This window comes from Methanosarcina sp. (genome assembly GCF_049706645.1).
Lineage (GTDB): Archaea > Halobacteriota > Methanosarcinia > Methanosarcinales > Methanosarcinaceae > Methanosarcina.
The window spans coordinates 53,316-70,750 of record NZ_JBNAKP010000043.1; the positions used below are offsets into that span (position 1 = coordinate 53,316).

The window sequence follows — 17,435 nt, forward strand, 5'->3', positions numbered from 1 at the left end:
ATTCAGGTCTACGAACTACTCAAAGTCAAATATTTAAAATAAATAGATTTTTTATACCGAAATGTGCGTCAAGTCTCTTGATATCTGAAGAAATAGCTATGGCGGTCACCGGGTGTGATTCTCACATTGCGTGCCCGTGCCTATGAAGCCTTCAGTATCTTTGCAATTGCAATGGCGAGGATAACAGCCTTTACGGATTGCGCTCTTTGCCCTTTGCGTCGCCTCTGAGCAATTCTTGTTAGATATGCCGGGAACAGTGCCTTCCACCCCACCCGGACACTGCTGTTGGCACTTGGCGGTACACTGGTATTTTTTCTTCTTTTTCTCCTTCTTTTTTTCTTTCTTCTTCCTGCTGGCCTTGGGCCCTCCGCGCTTGCCACCTCTAACAGAGTAGAACTCAACAATGGCTTCTGCCGCCTGAACGAGTCCCTCTTCAAAAGCGGTGTCGAGAAACTGGTTTGTCGCACCAACGAGGGTCTCGAGCTCAGCCTGATCCTGGATGAACTTCCCGGTCTCATTAGCAAAGAGATCTCTAACGGATTTATCCTGGTGTGCAGCGATTGTTACTGTCAGACTGATCTTGTGGCCGCTTGTCCTTTCTACCTCGGCAGGCAGGATTTTAACGAGTTCAAGCCACTTCGGAGCTTGCTTGCGATACCTGCCTGCAAGCTGTATAAGCAGCCTCACTATCTCCTCCGCCTTGGCGCGCCCGGTGAATGCGCGGTCGTCGGCGTCAAAGGCACGGATAAGATCCTTCAGATCTGGTTCCAGTGAAAGCAAGTTAACATAGACTGCCAAGTGCCAGGCGATAAACCGGTACATCACCATATCGGATTCCACTATAGACGTCATGAACTTCGACAGAGCAAAGTCGCCCTTGTCGATAGCATCAAGCGCGAGTTCCGTATGCTTCCGGAGGAGGCCAATCACCATGTCGCCCTTGACGAGCCAGTCCGTAACATCGCCGAAGCCTGCCGCAGGGTCCCGAAGCTCCTTCCAGTTTAACTCGATCTCCTTCAGCTCCGACAGGGCAGTGCTCTTTGACTCCTCGAGCGCCTTGCTTTCGGCTTTCTCAGCAGCCTTTTCAATGCCTTTTTCCGGTTTCTTGGGGTCCTGGTCGCGCTGAATCAATCGATCGGACACCTGGCCGATGGAGGCACCAATCGGCGACGGCACGTTTTGCCTCTGCGGAATCAAAGAGGCAAGAAGAGGCAAGCCGCGTTCATTATCGCTCTGGCCGGCACGCATTGAATCTGCTCCTGACTGCTGAACTACATGTACCAGCTCGTGGGCAAGCAACCGGACTCCAGTCTGCGTTTCTGGCGCGAATCGGCCTGCACCGAACACAATTTTGTTGCCCATAGTGTAGGCATTGGCGCTCACCTCCCGGGCCGATTTTTCAGCAATTTCGCCGGTATGCACCCGCACTTCTGAAAAGTTGTAGCCGAAGCGTTGCTCCATATCCTGCCGTAAAGCCGGCTCCAGCGGCCTGCCCTGGCTGGAAAGTGCCTGGTTAACACTCGCGGGCGTCGCCCCCGTCTGCCCAGTCGACTGTTCTGGAAAGCATTGAATGCGTGTTGATGTGTTACTAACGACCTGATGCGTCGGCGTGGCCAGTACCTGTTCAGCTACCCGGTCGGCTTCCTGCTCATATATATCCCCGGGCTGGCCAACAGTAAGTTTTGCCTGCAAAGCTCTTGATTTGATGAGTCTCTGAACTGCCTGATTGCCCGCAGTCCTTTGAAGCTGTAATATTCTGTCAGCAGAAGACCCTGAAGAATTATAGCCGGATTTTTGTTTGCAAAAATTCGAACATTTCGGCTTTGATTCCTGCACTCTGGCATGAACTCCAGTTTTCTCAGCCATATACCCGTCCCAAATTTATGTTTAGTAATTTATACTTAGATATGCCAGCTAAAAATTGAAAACTGTGCAAAAACAAGAATTAGATTGCTGGAAGAGAAAGATCCGTACCTCAAAATTATAATAAAAAATTAATAGATTTTAAACCATCAAAACAATCAGAAAAGATACTGAAAATATAGTTAGAGTGTAAATCAGAAAAATCTACACTCAAGAGAGAATTCCTGGCTTGTTCCGGAACTCATCCTCGTATTTCCATCTCCGTAACATAGAAGCAAACCTCATCCTGCAGGATAGCTATCCGAAGAGCATCGCCTGAATTGATCGCTTCTTTGAGCTCTTCCAATAATCTCATAAATATTTCGAAAATATCACCTGGAACTCTTCCTTGAATTTCGTCTGCAAATCCTATCATCAACTCCAGAAGGTCTTTCATAAAAGAAATGAAATCCTCCTCTTTTTCGTAAATTCTATTATCTACTACCTCCCTGGTTACCTGGTAAATTCTAAAGGCCATACCACTGTCTAACCTGTTCGCAGCTGCTTTAAAATTACTGACCGTACATTTCAGAGCCCTCTCTCTCAGATACATAAAAAGCAAATTGAGCTGGTTCTGAAGCGTTCCGGAAAGGTTCCCGAAGTCAACAACTTCTCTTCCGAGGTCGTGTACATGATCTTCACGGGAATATTTATCCGAAGTGCCCACAATAAGGCTGGTGCCCACGCTTTGCACCGTCGTTGCAGGGTCTGCGCCTCCTTTGGAAGCAATTTCTATAGTATGAGCTGCAGGGTTCGCAGTTATTGTGATATTTGTACCTTGCTTCAGGTCAACATTCCCTCCGGGGTTACTGACTGAATTTATACTAACGAGTGCCCCTGTCTGTTCAGCAGTAACCTGATGGGGATTGTCCGTTTTTGCAGAATGGGTTTCTCCTATATTGATAAGATTGTTCGTATCGTCAGGATTAATAACAATGGCATTTGCTGGAACAAGATCAACATTTCCACCCGGATTGCTTACCCCGTCCACACTTACGAGTGCCCCGGTCTGGGAGGCAGTTACCCCATGAGGGTTATCCAGATCCAGGATATGGCACTTTAAAAGCTGGTAAAGTTCCTTCCGGGTAAAGAAAATCCTGTACTTCTCCGTGTTCCGCGGATTAACTGCAAAACCATTTTCCACAGCCTCAACTTTCCCAAGGAAAATTTTAGATTCCTGGTTCTCCCCGCATTCAGGGCAGGAGATGTGATCTATTTCAAGCGTTTCCAGCCACTCGTTTACACTGATAGTTTCTTCTGACTCCCCTGATAATTCGGCACGGCAAGTAATGCTTTTTGAGTCGGGTTCTACATTCGAGGCTATTACTTCAAAATCTTCAACAATCCTTCCGGGACAGCATTTTTCTTCACAGCTTGAAGGATTTGAAGCTGCAGCAACATACCCGTCGTAACAGGGCTTATATTTCAGATAGAGATACGGACTGGCTGTTAAGTCAGGAACGGAATTCCCCCCACGGTCTATTATCGGTTTTCCCAGTGTGTTTGCCGGCACTACAAGCTCGCGCCCGCAGCAGTCAAGCGCCATACCCCCGTCTATAAAATTAATTGTAATTCTGTCGCCGTTGTCTTTGATCTCAAGGGTTTCGAAACCACATACAAGCCCGGAGCCGTGAAGCAGCCTGTTGATAAGGTGGTTTTTCCCGTCAAAATAACTCTGCTCGGTCTCAAAATCTCGGACCGTCATTAACTTGCCATAAAAATAGTTGTTTTTCTCGAATCGGTGCAGTCTGCACTTATCAGTCTCATCCGTATTATTTGACATACCATTACCCCTCTTATTTTAAGAAAGTACGTTTTTACCAGTATTACAGAAAGTTTTAGCAATATTACAGAAAGTTTTAGCAGTATTACAGAAAGTTTTAGCACTATTACAGGAAGGTTTAGCACTATTACACAAAATGTCACAAGCATTGTAACAAGCATTGCAGAAGTTAGGATTAAAAAGTGTTAAGAAAGAACCGTGTCGATTTCCACCCTGGAATGCCTTTCGACCTGCCCCGCCTTCTCGCCATCGTGCAGGACAGTATTCCTGCCAATAACCGCTGTTTTTCCAAGAATGAACTCAGGTTTCGTAAGTGTGGTGTTAATTCCAAGGTACGTATGCATATCCAGATAGAACCAGGGTTCGAGCATTTTCAGGTTGCAGCATGTGTGTACAGGCTTTTGTTCGTCAATAATCCTCCCGACCTGTTTCAGGATAGCTGGAGTAATGCCCGAACCCTGCAGGAAAACCGAAAAAGCAAACCTTTCCGCTCCGAAAAGGATATTGACAAGGTTTTCCTCTTTGCCGTCGATTTTCACTTTAGTTCCCTCAGGCGGGAAAAAGATTGCATCTTCGCCACTGCAGGAAAGCGGCCTATCGCCTTTGCACGGAAGATTGATTCGGAAATTTTCGACAATCAAAGGCTTTACTCCGGTAAAAAGTTCAATGCTTTCAGAAAGCCCTTCTCTCGTACCCCTTTTTTTGTATAGTGAGACCGCATGCCTGATAAAAAGCCTTCTTTTCTCCTCAGTCCAGCCCTCCTCTACAGGAACGGAAAGCCAGGAAGCAAGCCAGGAAAGGAATTCAGGCGGGGCAAAATCGGCATCGAAAACGCGGTCAATGTGCTCAATGGTATAATCAATTTCAAAGATTATGCTCTCGAATATGGAAAGAAAACGTTCCAGAAGGTCTTTGCTGTGCGGTTCTTCCCGGTAGATGGCGGGCAGGTAATCAATATACGAAACCCTCGGGTAAAATATTGCTATGGATTTGACAGCAGGAGAGAGTTCTTCAGTACCGGAAAGAACAATTTTAAACCACAGATATCTTCCCTCTGCGTTATCCAGAAACAGAGCATCCCTCTTCTTATCGCCCTGAACTGCAGATGTTTTGGAGATGCCTATTTTCCACCTGCCCGGATCAAGAGCTTTAATCTCAGCTTGTGAGAGTTTTTCATCCGAAACATAATAAAAAAATTCTGTCTGAGTGCCTTTTACGAAGTCTCCGTTAATTAAAAGCCTGTGCCATACAATACCGTTTTCCTGGCTGTCAACAGGTTTTGAGAGATAGGTTCCCCGGAAAGAACCATCCGAAGCCCTGAGGTTTATTTTTTTGCGTATGAGACTGGTAAGCTTTTTTCCTTTTTCGTCAAGCACATAAAGCCTGCCTTCAGGACCGGATAACAGCTTTTTACAGCTACCCCTGTAAGACCACAGAGGATAAAACCGGTCGTCGGGTCCCAGCTTATGGATGGTATTTTCGTTCTGGTTTTCGTTTCCTGTTTTATCCGCCTCTCCTACAAAGATTTCCTTCCAGGAGTCAGCCGCAATTCCTGAGGGGGAAAAGTTCTCGATATCGATTTTCCTTTCCACCCCGGTTTCCCCCTCCCTGAAGATATAGACCCTGTTTCCTGCAAGGACGTAGCGCTTACCTTCTTTATCTACCTCCAGGGCTTTCGGCTCTCCGGGTTCATTGATTTCACAGGAAATTGCAGGCTCCGGATAAAGGGGGCTTTGCTTATTGATAGAAAGCACCCTCTTTACCTCAAGAATATAGATATTCCCTTTTTTATCGCACTTTATGCCGAGGATTTTTTCAAGATCCTTTCCAGCCGGACCTTTTGAAAGAGTCCAGCGAAGTTGATAATCGCTTTTTGTAAAAGCATGAAGGCGGAAACTGCTGCCGTCAAGAGTATCCGCAACATACAGGGTATCTTCGTCTACCCCAATTGCAGAAATTTTTCCAGGCCTTAAAGGAAAAGCTTCCGGACAATTTCCTGCAGGCTTAAGAGCAGCCGAATTTCCTGTATATTTGAATATCAGGCTTTTTTCCGTACCCGGAAGATTTTCCGTACCTGCAAGCTTCTCTGTGCCCAGAAGATAAAGAAAACCACATTCATCGATTGCAATATCTTCAATAGTAAAACCCGGATTTTCGAATAATACCTCCTCGAATAAATACGAATAAGCACTGGAAAGCCTCAGGTCTCCCTGTCCGAGGTCGAGATTCTCGACCCCTTCCATGAACTCTTCCAGAAGTGCCCCTGTATTGATCCATTCACATTTAATTTCCTGAATGCAAATCACCCCCTTTCAGGCAACTTTCAGCCTCCCTTGCAATCTCTATACTGTGTTTCCCGGAATAGACGCTCGAAAACTTCGAACCCAGGAGGAGGTTACCCTGTGAATCCCGAACCGCTCCGGGTTCCCCTGAAACCGAAAGCCTGATAATGCATTTTACCCCCTCGACCGTTTCCAGGAGTTCATAAAGCTCAGAAAGGTAAACATCCCTCCCAATAGGCCAGCCCTGCCCGTCGGATCCTCCGATTACGGGATGGAGATACCTGTTAAGTGCAGACAGCACATCCGTCAGGATCAAATCATCGTCAGGATAGCTCTCCAGCGGAACAATAGTGGCACTAACTGTCACTTTTACGTAATTGGGAGGGATTACATGGATTTCGGTCCCTATCAGCCGGTGCCTGTCAAGGTGCCTGCATATCGCCTGTATAAAACCTGCTGACGGTTCAGGCGGAGTTTTAAGAATTTCAAGCGGGGTATAAGGAATTACTACAACCGTGACCGAGCCTCTGCTGTATTCGGATTTTACCGATTCCGTACGCAGGGATTTTGCCTGTTGGAAGGCATCAGGACGGTAGTTGGGTACTGCCTTTGCTTTAGCTACTCTAAGCTCAGGAGTATTCAGGGCTATGTACTCATAATCGGAACTTGTTACTGCTGTATACGGCACCTTAAAATCCCTGAGAAAAGCCTCAATTGCCTCTCCAATGGACTGTGCCTTTTTCCAGCCGGCCGAAGGCCTGTAATTTGTAATATCCAGGCGTTCAAACCCTTCGACCTGCCATTTAAAGCCAGCGTTAAGATTTCCGTCTTCGTTTTTGCTTTCAGCCCCGTTTTCGGTTTCTTCCCTGCTTCCTGCAGTCAGGTACTGGGTTGCCGGGATCGTATTCAGCCTTATCTTCTCAATTCTTGGAGGGTATTCGTAATTTGATTCTTCGACAATACAGCGGAGCCAGAAATAGGGTTTTTCAAAGCTCATGACCGGAATTTTGTCAGTTGCTTTCCAGCTTTCAAGCCCTTTTAAAACAATGCTCCCACTTTTTTTGAACCCAGCCGTGTTGTCCGCAACTGAGATTTCTTCATCGGGACCGTTTCCTGCCTGGGGCCAGATTTGCCATTTCAACTTTGCATTCTCAAATTCGTATTCTTTCTCGTCCCCATGGCTCCCCGGAACTTTCAGGTCTTTTTCAAAAAGATAACACATGAAATTGAGAGTTTCAGGCGGGGTGGCCTTATCGGTTACAAAACCCAGGTAAAGGGTACATCCTGCCCGAACCTGTTCGCCGAAAGGAGCAAAGAAAAGGTCGCCTGCTTCGTTTGCACCTGTGCGGTCAAAAACTCCTCCCGTATCTTCGTCAACTATCAGTTTTTCAAGTTTAAACGTGTCCGGAGCTACAGTCAGGTCTTCATCCAGCAAAAAATAAATTCGCTTGCCAGCAAGCTCGGTTGAGACCTTCATCCCCTTTGCCAGTTCCGTTTTTTCGGGTGAGCTGAAGCTGAGGTCCACATGTGCAGGTTTTTCATTTTCTGGAGCTATACCCAGCAACTTGAGGTATTTCAGGCGGTGCCTGTCGGTTACAAGGTTCGTTCGATACAGTTCGATTTCGGTTAGCCACGCAAAAAGCTCAATAAGTGTAACCCCGGGATCGCTCAGGTTGTGGTCAGTCCATTCCGGGGCATACACAGGAATTAACTTTCTTGCCTCATCTACAAGCTGATCAAATGTCCTGTCATCGAGATTGGGTACGGGTACGGACAGGCTTTACCCCTCCTTCTTGCCATTAATCCATTTTACAGCTATTGCATGTTTTCCACTGTAAGGAAGCGCATATTCAGGCAGTTTGATTACGGAAGTGTCGGTCAGAGTGAGGACCTTTGAGCCCTCAAAATACCTTATTTCCACATTCGCCACATAATCTACAGCTTCGATACCCTCGAGTATGGCGTATATGTCAGAAAGGCAGGGTGCATCCCCGAAATTCCAGCCTTTTCCCTCAGCGAAGCCTGTCAGAGGATGCAGGAAATCAGCAATTTTTTCCCTGGCTATCTTTTCAATTACAGGAATAGCATCAATATATTGTGTCCTGATCTCTGCCAGTACATCCACCCGGACATAAAGAGGAGGAATTACCCTCAGGAACAGCACAGGAGGACACCTAGCTTCCAGGTAGCGTTTTACATTCCGCTTTAATTCGCTTGAGGGCAGGGGCTTTGTTCCGGTTCCTTCCGGGACTATGACGACTGTGACCCAGCCGGTGCTGAACCTGCCTTCCGAATTAAAGTTCGGCAGTACCTTTACCCTTGCGACCTCGCGTGAAGCTTCTTTTACGAGCCATTCATAATCCTCGGCTGCCGTTGCACGGTTCCTGTGCTTCAGGGTGACAGGAGCTCGTGTCAGAAGCGAATCCGTTTGTTCGGCATTATCTCCTCCTCCCGAGGATACAGGGTTGTAAACTCTGTCAACAAAAGCTATGGATCTCAGGAGTTTTGAGATTTCAAGAGCCTTGAGGTTTCCTGCTTTTCCTCCGCCGCTCCTGTAAGTAGCCTTGAGGTTTTCAAAGCCTGCAGGAGGAATCCTGCCTTCTCCCCCATCCCCGAAGCGGATTTTTCCTGCAGTCCTGTCGAGTGTGTAGTGCCTGTCTATGCCACCTGTACCCAGGAAATCGTCTACCCTGCTCCACCGCACCCAGGCTTTTTTGAGCCTTCCTTCGCTATCCGTTTCCAATTGCAGGAGGTCTTTTCGAAGGCTTTTTATCTCTTCTTCCGGGATGCTTCCGTACTCATCAACCCATATTTCTTCTTCGAGTACGGGCCTGTGGATGAGGGAAAACTCCTGATCCGGCTCCCTGCTGCTTGAACCGATTATCTCGTCATAAGTCGTGCTTGCCTGGACAGCCCAGACCGAGTTGAGATAAAAGCCAGAAACTTTCGGAGGAAGCTCACGGGCAGCCTCAGGTTGAAAATCAATATTGAAAATTTCAAAGGCTTTTTTGCACGCTTCGGTTCCGAGAACTACGTTTTCACCGGCTGCCTCCCTGTCGCCTGTCCCTGAAGGAAACGCATTCCTGGAATCCAGAAGCCTGTAGATTTCCGGCCTTTCCTTCCTGAGAAATCCGGCATATGCAGGGGATACCCGACCTGAGTTCATCTCTTTAATTTCTTCATTCATATCTTTTTTAAAGAAATGTCCGGTTACGAGTGCCCTTATCCAGTATTGTTCTCCCGAACCAAAAAGGCTGGAAGCAAGCATCTTACCAGGGACAACAAACTGAAGCATCCCCTTTTTTGTGAACCCTGCGGTCTCATCCAGGGCTTCGAGCGATTTCCAGCTCTCCGGATTATCTTTCCCGCCTATTTCACCCTCTGCCAGGTATTGCCACTTCACTTCGGGCAGGAAAGTCTCCGGGTACTCGAAACCCTCCTCGATATCTATGAAAAGGCTCATAGGCCCCTCATTAAGAGCCCTGTCAAACCCGAAATATATTGAAGGGAAAGCATCAGGCAGGGCTTTGAAAGGCCAGAACTCTTTGGAGTCTTTGAGTTCCTTCGTGAAATTCCTGAATTCAAGGTTATTCTCAGCAAGAACGAGAGTTGGCTGCTTACCCTCCGAACTCGAATAATTAATTTTTAAATCATTTATAACAGGAGGGCAAAATTTGCCATTAATGACATTTCTTCCGATTATCTCATAGTCCTTCCCGTAATTTCCTCCGACCAGCCTGACCCTAATCCAGCAGCTTTCCTTGCCGTTGACCTTTGAAGGCTTTACAGGAGGCATTTCAGGAATTTCTATCCTGTAAAATTCTTTCGGGTTATCTTCTTCATTATTCCTATCCTGGCATCCCCCGTCTTCACATAGGTTTTCATCAATCCCAAGGCTGGCCCAGCTTTCTCCGTCCCAGTACTCCCAGGAAAGCTGAGGAGGATCGTCTATAACTGCCGGGTCTCTACGAGTCAAATACGACCTTCCGGCTTCAAGGTAGAACGCCAGGCATACTTTGTAATCCCTTTTTGAAAAGGCCTCAGCGCTGCCTATATAGAAAGTGTCGCTCAGCCTGGGCCTGCTCCCAAACGGGTATAGCTCTTTTCCGGAAACTTCAACCGGCACATCATTATAGAACAGGAAATCCGGATCAATGCCTTTAATTTTATTATTGCTCTCCAGCGCATTTTCTCCGGTTTTGTCATAGAATTCCTTTCTTGCAGCTTCGAGAATGTTCTGAGCTCTTATTTTACTGCACTGGAGAAGATTTGCCAGCTTTTCATCATCAAGGGCCAGAAGTTCGTTTATTGTTTCAATTCTTTGTTTAGCCTGATTTCCTGCGAGTCTTGAATAATAAATACTTCCTATACCCTGGACCTTCAGTATAGAATCTTCTTTTTTGGGAATTTTAGAGGGAAATGTTGAAACTTTTAGATACTTAACTTTAAAATCCTTAAATTCATTAATCATTGACTCTTTAATTTCACAGCTTATCCACCTGCTCTCAAGCCCGTTCACCTTAACTTTAGTAATAGGAAGGAGATTTTCTTTGGCCTCCTCTCCTCCGGCAGGATTAATCTCCAGCCTTATTATTGCCTCTTTGTCATATACGCTTTTTACACTCCTGAAATCGACCCATTTGATTTCTTTCTTCTCCCCATTTTTCTTTTCCGTGATCTCGACAGGCCGTTTCCATAAAGCGTATTTCTCGCTTGCAAGCAGGTCTATAAATTCTTTCCCGACTCCCTCAAAGGAAATCTCTATACAGCCCTGGCTCAGGTTGAAAAGCTCTTCGTCCCCGATATAAAGTGTATGTTTCTGTAAAGATTCCTTGCCCGAAAAAAGCTCTGTCCGGCCTTCTCCGTTTACTGCAGGCGTGTGGTCAAAAATTTCATCCTTCTTTTCTATCACGCTGTATACGGCCGTGATTTTTGAAGGCGTTGCAAGCAGGTTATTTTCGGTTTCAAAAATAACCGTTTCTCCTTCAGGGCCTTTAGCCGAGGCCTGGGTAGAAGCTTCGATCAGGACATTTCCCGAAGCTCCTTCACTCAGTACGAAACTGAGCGGAACCCTTGCAGGCCCCGGCGGAATGAGGGAAAAATCGAGCATCTCAAGAAAGGACAGGAAATGCTTGCCAGGGGCTTCGTTTACCCTGGAAGAAATAGTTCCTGCCATACCTGAAAAAATCCTTGAAAGGGCAAAACCTGTATCATTCCGGTCTTCCGCTTTCCATTCAGGCAGATAGAAGGGAGCTTTTTTAATAATTTCCTGAAGCACAGCATCTTTATTCAGCCGACTGATCTCAGGAACTTTCACAACTTACACCCCCTCTTTTAAATAAAACGGATATACAAGATTGAAACTGGTATTTGTGGTTCGGACCCTGTAATCAAGATTTATCAAAATTTTTCCCTCGCTTGAGGGGTCGGTTATTACCTTAACCTCAATTAATTCGATACGCGGCTCCCATCGGGTCAGGGCTTCAATTACGGCATTTTCGATGAGGCGAAGGCTGAGCGTATCCATTGTGGAAAAAACGTATTCATGGATCCCGCATCCAAAATCCGGCCGCATAATGCGTTCTCCCGGTACAGTTCCCAGGATTATGAAAATCGCCTCTTTTATATCCGCCTCATAGCTGGAAATATCCACCTTTCCCAGATGGTTTATGTTAAAGGGAAATTTCCATCCTTTTCCGAGAAAATCCATACTAATGTCAAATCCCCCCAAAATCCGTGTTCTGTCTCGGGTTTTACCCTATAAGCACTGTAGGGCACCCAAGCACAATCGTATTTGGTGGCCCTGCTTCCGTAATAATATCTCCCTGGCGGGCAGCGGGCAGGTTATTGATTAAAACCGTGACGCTGCCCGGCACAACAACTCCTCCTGCATGAGGTACAGGGCCTGAGGAAAGAGGACATGCATGGAAATCTGCCGTGCCTCTCCAGGCCGGCATTCCCCCTATCAAAACATTCGGGCTTCCTGGGCCGGGCCCAAGTGGAGTCCCGTGGGAAGTCATATCTCCAACTCTTGCAGCAGGCGGCATTGTTTCTTCCTCAGTTTATCTTTACAGGCAGGCCCTGGATCGTGAGAACAGCATTAGACTTCAAACTGAGGGAAGTGGTTCCCTCGATCTCGAGTATATTGGCCTTAATAGTCATCTGCATGGCACATTCCATTGCAATGGAGTTCTTTACGGAATCAATCATGATTTTGTTATTTCCGGTCCTGTCGGTAATTTCGATTTTTTCCTGGCCCGAAGAATCGTCAAGCACGATCCTGTGCCCTGCTTTTGTTTTAATTTCAACCTTTTCCTGCTGCGCAGTATCATCAAAAATGAGTTCATGCCCGCTCCTTGACTTTATCTTGCGGAGATTATTTTTTCCGCTGCTGTTGGTTTCGGGAGGGCGGTCCTTCGAGTTCCATAGTGACCCTATCACATAGGGATGGTTTACATCTCCCTGTTCGAAGGCTACAAGAACTTCGTCGTCAACTTCAGGATAGAAAACCATGCCCCTTTCATTGCCAGCCATAGGACTTGCAATCCTTGCCCAGTAACTTTCGTCGTTCTCTCCCCTCCAGGGCAGACTTACCTTTACCCTGCCAAGCTTTTCAGGATCTTTATTGTTGGTAACAATGCCAATTGCAACTCCGTATATGTTTTTGGCCTGGTCTTCATTTTCCTGCCCGAACAGTTCATTAAGGGCCATCAGAGGCACCTCCGGACTTCAAGGGTCGTCCTGTATCCGTTCTCGCCAAGAACATGCCTGGATTTCGTAATATAATATACTCCACTGAAGCGTTCCCCCACCTTAACGATATTTACGGTAATCCCTGGCCTCAACTCAGGATTCCCGACACATTCAAGGGTTCCGGTAATGAATCCGACATTTCGCTTTTTTAACTCAGAGAGTGCAATTGCTTTTGCTTCCTCTCTTGATCTTACAACCCGCCCCTCGATTTTCACACTCAGCCTGGTTCCCTGAGATTCTTCTACAATATCAGCAAATCCCGGGATTCCAATGCTTGTTTTTATTTCATTAAGTTCTGCAGTCTCGGAAATCCTTTCTTTATCTTTTTCATTCCAGGCAGTCACCCGAACTTCATTTACTACATTTGCCGCGCTCATTCTCGGGGTAAAACTTATTATATTTTTATAATACTGAAAATCCATACTTCCTCTTCGCTCATCATCTGGTTTCCGGAAATAGAGGGTTCTGTTCCTGATGAATAATTCAAACCCGAGATTGTCTGCCAGTCTCTTCAAAAAATCGTAATCTTTCTCATTTACCCTCCTTTCAATCCTTCTCGAAGGCCCCATTCCCGAATCTTCCACTCCTGAGGGATCAAGCTTGTTTTTCCTGGCAATCTCGCGGGCCACATCGGAGTATGTTACTTCATTGAGATTGGCTTCCGAATGCGTTTTCTTAAGGTCGTGGGAAAGGTCGTACCCCTCAACCGTGAGCGTTGGAGGCCCTCCTGCAAGGAAACCCGGGGATAATGCCCTGATTCTGCCCCTGATCCGGCTTTCTTTATGAGGAAAAGCGTACCCGAAAGAAGCTATAAGCATGGTCCCCGGAGCAATGCTGCTGTCGTCCAGCCATCGGAACTGCTGAGTTTTTAGGTCAAAAGTTTCATTAAAAGAAAGCCGGAACATCCCCGGGCTTTCAAGGTCTTCGTCCACTTCCAGCCCTGTGATTTCGTTTTTCGGAATGGCCTTATCGGTATCTGCCCAGGATACGGAAAAGGCGGGGGCGTAGATCTCAGCGGACGAAATTTCCTGTGTCATGCTTTATTCCACCGGAGGTATGGTCAGCTCGGTACCGGGCCTGAGCTGTCTGGGATGCTCAAGCCTGTTTGCAAGCGCGATCGGCCTCCAGAGCCTGGAATCCCCGTATTCGCTATGAGCTATCATCCACAGGCTGTCTCCCTGCTTTACGGTATAAACATGGGTCTTATCAGGTGATTGAAGTTTTTTCTCGCGGCTGCTGAGTTCCATTTTAAATTCTTTGAGAGTAATGCTGAGCTTTGCCCGGACAGGAATGCCGTCCGAGTTGAACATGGTAAACCGTTTGGTCACCCTCTCAAGTACACAGTAAAACGGCTCTTTTGAGTCCATGCCCCACATAAAGCGAAGCACTGGAGGGGCATGCAGTTCCGGATCGATATTCATAAGCCCTGTAAGCTGGTCCGTATATTTTCGGACATCAACCCCATCTTCTTCATAGGTATCGTAGAAAACTTCGAGGCTGATACTTCCCGAATTACCTTTTACATACTGCAGGTAAGAGGATTCGAGCCCAGGTACCGAAACCTCCGAAAAACTGTTACTTTTTTCAATTGAATACTCCGAAGGAAAATAAAGAATCTCAATTTGCTTTGGCTGTTCCTTTCCCCCCCGGACAACCTCAATAAAACCTTTCCTTGGATTGCGTTTCATCCATTTCCCTCCAGCTTACAAAGCTCTCTTCCAGTTTCCGGTTCAGTTTTTCCAGGTTTAGAGAAGCCCTCTTCTTTCTTTCTCGATTTTCAGTCTCCATACGATCTGCTGTAGAACCTGTTCCGAAATCCGGTTTATCTCAAGCTTCTGCTTCAATTCTTCTTCTATTTTCGAGTAAATCGATGAGTGACTGGCCTGAGAAGCTTGCTCGGCCTTAAGCAGTTTCTCTTTTATTGCTGTCACTTCCTGTTCCAGTTCCTGGCTTACCCCGGCCCCTGTGTTAAAAACAAGTTCCTTCCCTGAGGCCTGAGGATAAACCCCTTTTGCATGAAACCTGTCAACAACAGGCTCAAAAAACGGATCTGAAGGAACGATAAGCCTGGAATTAAAGTTGGCTGCTAACCCAGGGAAACAGGTGGGATCTGAGATAGCTGAGCCCTCATAAACGGCAGTCCTGTCGAGTAAAACCCTCCTGGAAACAGGATTCCTGACCGGGAAAAACTTTTCAGGCACAGCGTTTCTGCCGTTGGAAGTTTCTCCGGGAACGGCATTTGTATCAGGAAACTTATTTCCAGTAACATTTCCAGTAACATTTCCAGTAACATTTTCATTAACATTTCCAGTAACATTTCCAGTAACTATACTTTTAGCAACCAGGCTTTTCAGAATGGGTCGATTTAAATCCTGAGTTTCTCTTTTTGCCAGGACAGGATTTCCGGGAGATTTTTCAGGAGTTTCCTTCAAGGGATAGGTCTTATTTATGGGTTTTCGCCCTTTCTCATCCGGAAAGAATGCAGATTTCGCTGTTTTCGGTGCAGTAACCGAACCGTGCAGGAGATTCCTTCCAGGAGTTTCTCTGTGCAGGATCTTCCCGGCTGCTACCGAATACAATAATGGATGAAAACCCTCATTCCCTGATGAATACCGGAAATGAACGCCTTTTTGAGTGCTCGGTATCATTTTTCGAGCAGCGTCCCGACTTCCCGGAATCATGCCCCGGATATCCGGCACTCCTTGATGTACGTCGTGCTCCCCTCCCCGGAGAGAGAATTGCAAAAGCCGGTTTTCAACTCTCGTTTCTTTTTTACAGAATGCCTGGGAAAGAATTTGCTTGAAGAATTGAAAGTGAACCGGGAAACAAAACTGGTTTTTCCAGACCTGACCTCCTCCGACCCCCTCTCTGAAAAACAGCAAAGGGAAACTTAAGAATCTCTTTTTCACGGAAGAATGTCTTTTCATAAACCTGGAATGGAAATTCGGGTTCGATACCGTAATATGTCGCCTGCCTGTTCCACACAGTCTGCCTGTTCCCCGGACTTTCAGGTTCTTCATCTGCGCCCCTTCCAGATACCCTGGTGGGCAAGCTCTACAGTCTCAAACGCTACCGTATTGCTGTCGGCTCTTAATTCGGGGCCCGTCCACTGAACAGGATAAGCCCCGGAAAACTCCCATCGCCATTTGTCATTCCCTGCCGAATCCATAAGGATTATAGCCCCGTCTCTCCTGTCAAATCGGCCGTTGATAACATCCTGATGCCACTGCCAGATCTGATCAAGCTCGGTTATGCCTCGCTTGAGGACCAGGTTCCTGTATTTGGTCCTTTTAGGAAGGATGTGCACAAAATTGTTGACCCCGCCTTCCTCATAGGTTTCTGTCTCCGTTTCTGCCTGAAGCCCGGTTACCTCGGACATCTGGGCAACAGTAATCCCCCCGATTTCCACCCTGAAACGGTAAGACATGTAGGGATCCGGTTTCCCTGCCGTACCTGCCATTCTATCTCCCCTCCATAAACCCCGGCATCTGGCCTTTTATAATGCCTGCATAAAATAGCAAAACTGCCTTTTTTCCCATTTTCCTGTTTTTTACCCCAATATTCATCGTTTTCCGTTTTTTTGCCTCAGTCTTCCTATTTTTGTCTTTTTTTCCTTATTCTTCCGTTTTCTATCTCCGCTTTTCGCATTTTTGTTCCTGGCGTTTTCTCCTTCCTTATTCGGCCTCGAGGATGCTTCTTTCACGGTTTTTACTCAGGTGCTGGTTTATCTTCGAGATTTCCTCGCACCAGCGCTGGCGGTCCCTGTGTTCAAGCGTCATGATCTCCTCAAGAGGCCAGTGGAAATGATAGGCAATGAAGGCTACCTCCTCGTACAATCTCTCGAGGGGGTAGCCGGTCATTCCCCCGGTTCCAGCCCCTCTAATTCGAATTTGTGCCCGCACTCTGGGCAGACTGCCTGGATTTCGTTTGCAGCGTTTTCATTGATCCTTGCATAGAGATCCTGAAGGTATGCCAGGTCCGAAGCAAAAAGATTCTCTATGAGAGCCGGATTAATGTTTTCAAGGGACCCAAGCTTCGTAATAACCCTGGAAAGCAAAATTACAGTCAAATATGCAGGATTGGATTTGACCCTCGGATCCTTCAGGGGAAGAATCTCATCCGCAGCTGTTGCCAGCCTCATGGTACCTTTATTGTGAAGGTTCCCCTCACTGTCCACATAGCCTTTAGGCAGGGTGAAATCAAACTCGGTTTGAAACTCCAGAAAAATTCCCCCTTAAATTTCTCTAAAAAGACATTCAGCACTCTCACGAAGCCCGCTTGAAACCCTCATGGACGATTTCAAGGGTCTCTATGGCCACGTCATTCCCCTTGGCATTGAAGTCAGCGGGATCGTACTTGCTTGGCCAGGCTCTCTCAATGTTCCAGCGGGCTTTATCTGCCCCGGCTTCATCAATCAGGATTATCGACAAATTTTTCCGCGCTCCCTCGGCGCCTGTATCTATCACCTGCTGCCTCCAGTTGTATAGATCCAGTGAATCCGTAATGCCCCACTTGAGAGTTATGTTTCCGTATTTTGTCAGCCCTGACAACTTTCTGGGCCTTGGGGACTCGTCTCCCTCCCTGTATTCGGCCACATCGGTGGTCGTGTCTCCGAAAGTGCATTCACTGAAGCCTGCCTGAGTGATCCCGTCAATTTCTACCCTGAACCTGAACTGTCTGTATGGATCTGCTCTTACCATATCTTATCCCCCTTC

General features: G+C 46.8%; 15 protein-coding genes. All 15 read right to left on the reverse strand.

Annotated elements, in window-relative coordinates; all coding sequences use genetic code 11:
- Positions 1-105: 105 nt before the first annotated feature.
- The gene (locus ACPK8D_RS14145) at positions 106-1,866 is read right to left on the reverse strand and encodes a DUF4157 domain-containing protein (protein ID WP_424718498.1); all 1,761 of its coding nucleotides are present in this window, start codon (positions 1,864-1,866) and stop codon (positions 106-108) included.
- 238 nt (positions 1,867-2,104) lie between these two features.
- Complete coding sequence (locus tag ACPK8D_RS14150) at positions 2,105-3,685, reverse strand: hypothetical protein (protein WP_424718499.1); 1,581 nt, start codon at positions 3,683-3,685, stop codon at positions 2,105-2,107.
- A gap of 185 nt (positions 3,686-3,870) precedes the next feature.
- Positions 3,871-5,991 (reverse strand): phage tail protein, encoded by a 2,121-nt coding sequence (locus tag ACPK8D_RS14155; RefSeq protein WP_424718500.1) that lies wholly within the window; start codon positions 5,989-5,991, stop codon positions 3,871-3,873.
- On the reverse strand, positions 5,969-7,669 hold the full coding sequence (locus ACPK8D_RS14160; RefSeq protein WP_424718501.1) for a baseplate J/gp47 family protein: 1,701 nt from the start codon (positions 7,667-7,669) through the stop codon (positions 5,969-5,971). The genes ACPK8D_RS14155 and ACPK8D_RS14160 overlap by 23 nt, the downstream gene beginning before the upstream one ends.
- Before the next feature lie 78 nt (positions 7,670-7,747).
- The gene (locus ACPK8D_RS14165) at positions 7,748-11,284 is read right to left on the reverse strand and encodes a putative baseplate assembly protein (protein ID WP_424718502.1); all 3,537 of its coding nucleotides are present in this window, start codon (positions 11,282-11,284) and stop codon (positions 7,748-7,750) included.
- Positions 11,285-11,287: 3 nt separating this feature from the next.
- Positions 11,288-11,677 carry a GPW/gp25 family protein gene (locus ACPK8D_RS14170; RefSeq protein WP_424718503.1) on the reverse strand — a complete coding sequence of 130 codons (390 nt, stop codon included), beginning with the start codon at positions 11,675-11,677 and terminating at the stop codon, positions 11,288-11,290.
- A gap of 43 nt (positions 11,678-11,720) precedes the next feature.
- Positions 11,721-12,014 carry a PAAR domain-containing protein gene (locus tag ACPK8D_RS14175; RefSeq protein WP_424718504.1) on the reverse strand — a complete coding sequence of 98 codons (294 nt, stop codon included), beginning with the start codon at positions 12,012-12,014 and terminating at the stop codon, positions 11,721-11,723.
- Between the two features lie 10 nt (positions 12,015-12,024).
- A complete protein-coding gene (locus tag ACPK8D_RS14180) occupies positions 12,025-12,678 on the reverse strand; it encodes a phage baseplate assembly protein V (RefSeq protein WP_424718505.1) in 654 nt (217 codons plus the stop codon).
- On the reverse strand, positions 12,678-13,757 hold the full coding sequence (locus ACPK8D_RS14185) for a phage late control D family protein (protein ID WP_424718506.1): 1,080 nt from the start codon (positions 13,755-13,757) through the stop codon (positions 12,678-12,680). The genes ACPK8D_RS14180 and ACPK8D_RS14185 overlap by 1 nt, the downstream gene beginning before the upstream one ends.
- Positions 13,758-13,760: 3 nt before the next feature.
- Positions 13,761-14,408, reverse strand: a complete 648-nt coding sequence (locus ACPK8D_RS14190; RefSeq protein ID WP_424718507.1) for a CIS tube protein — start codon at positions 14,406-14,408, stop codon at positions 13,761-13,763.
- Positions 14,409-14,465: 57 nt separating this feature from the next.
- The gene (locus ACPK8D_RS14195; RefSeq protein ID WP_424718508.1) at positions 14,466-15,740 is read right to left on the reverse strand and encodes a hypothetical protein; all 1,275 of its coding nucleotides are present in this window, start codon (positions 15,738-15,740) and stop codon (positions 14,466-14,468) included.
- Positions 15,737-16,180, reverse strand: coding sequence for a phage tail protein (locus ACPK8D_RS14200; protein ID WP_424718509.1), 444 nt, complete (start codon positions 16,178-16,180; stop codon positions 15,737-15,739). The genes ACPK8D_RS14195 and ACPK8D_RS14200 overlap by 4 nt, the downstream gene beginning before the upstream one ends.
- Before the next feature lie 214 nt (positions 16,181-16,394).
- Positions 16,395-16,580, reverse strand: a complete 186-nt coding sequence (locus tag ACPK8D_RS14205; RefSeq protein ID WP_424718510.1) for a DUF6760 family protein — start codon at positions 16,578-16,580, stop codon at positions 16,395-16,397.
- Positions 16,577-16,897 carry a phage tail assembly protein gene (locus ACPK8D_RS14210; RefSeq protein WP_424718511.1) on the reverse strand — a complete coding sequence of 107 codons (321 nt, stop codon included), beginning with the start codon at positions 16,895-16,897 and terminating at the stop codon, positions 16,577-16,579. The genes ACPK8D_RS14205 and ACPK8D_RS14210 overlap by 4 nt, the downstream gene beginning before the upstream one ends.
- A gap of 88 nt (positions 16,898-16,985) precedes the next feature.
- The gene (locus ACPK8D_RS14215) at positions 16,986-17,420 is read right to left on the reverse strand and encodes a phage tail protein (protein WP_424718512.1); all 435 of its coding nucleotides are present in this window, start codon (positions 17,418-17,420) and stop codon (positions 16,986-16,988) included.
- Positions 17,421-17,435 lie beyond the last annotated feature (15 nt).